Below are 917 nucleotides of genomic sequence, written 5' to 3'. Positions count from 1 at the left end.
CCGGGCTGGCGGTTGCGGGGCTGTACCCGCAGGGCGCGGGGGCGACCGGTGTCAAAAGCACCTCCCCTTACGATTACCGCATCAAGTCGGTTGTCTATAACCCGCGTGACACGGTGGAGGTCGATGGCGTGGTCGGGATCGCGACCGACATCACGCTTTCGCCCGATGAGCATTACGTCACCCATGCCTTTGGGGAGGAAGGGGGCTGGTCCTTCGCCTGCCGTGAAAATCACTGCTTCATCCGGCCCAAGGAGCAGGAGAGCGATACCAACCTGACCATCGTGACCGACCGGCACGTTTACCACATCCTGCTGCATTACGTGGGGGGCAGGCAGGAAAAGGGGGCTGACGGCCGTGTCCATACCGCTTTCGCCGCCACCCCGTGGGCGCTGGCGCAGGCCACGGTCGAGCTGACCTATCTCTACCCCGATGAGGAGGACAGCCGGAAGGCCGCCGCCGCCCATGCCAGCCACATCCAGGCCGAACTGGCGGATGTGTATGGCAACGGCCCGCGTAACACGGCCTACCGGCGTTCGAACGGGGAAAAGGATCGCGCCATCGCCCCGCTGAATGTGTGGGATGATTACCGTTTCACCTATTTCCGCTTTCCTGAAAACGGGGTGCTGCCCACGCTGTACGTCATGAACGAAGGTGGCCAGGAAATGGTGGTGAACGCGGTGGTGCTGGGGCCTGACCACAACATCCTCGCCGCGCAGGTCACCGCGCGGGAATGGCGCATCCGCTATGGCGGGCTTGTCATTGGCGTGGTGAATGATGCGTATAACCCCTCGCTCGGCAGTACGGCGAACGGGACCATCTCGCCGCTGGTCAGGCGCGTCGCGCGTGATCGCGATGGGGATTCGTGATGCGCGCGCGCCCTTTCCTGGCCGGGGCGGTGCTGGTTACGGGGGCCATGG

1 protein-coding gene is annotated in these 917 nt (G+C 64.3%); it reads left to right on the top strand.

Annotated features, from left to right (window positions below; translation table 11 throughout):
- On the top strand, positions 1-866 hold an 866-nt coding region (locus JCM25156_RS18335), incomplete at its 5' end, for a TrbG/VirB9 family P-type conjugative transfer protein (RefSeq protein ID WP_025814279.1).
- Positions 867-917 lie beyond the last annotated feature (51 nt).

This window comes from Komagataeibacter kakiaceti JCM 25156, from assembly GCF_000613305.1.
Note: the sequence above shows the minus strand (reverse complement) of the source record. Positions and strands in the feature narration are given on the sequence as shown.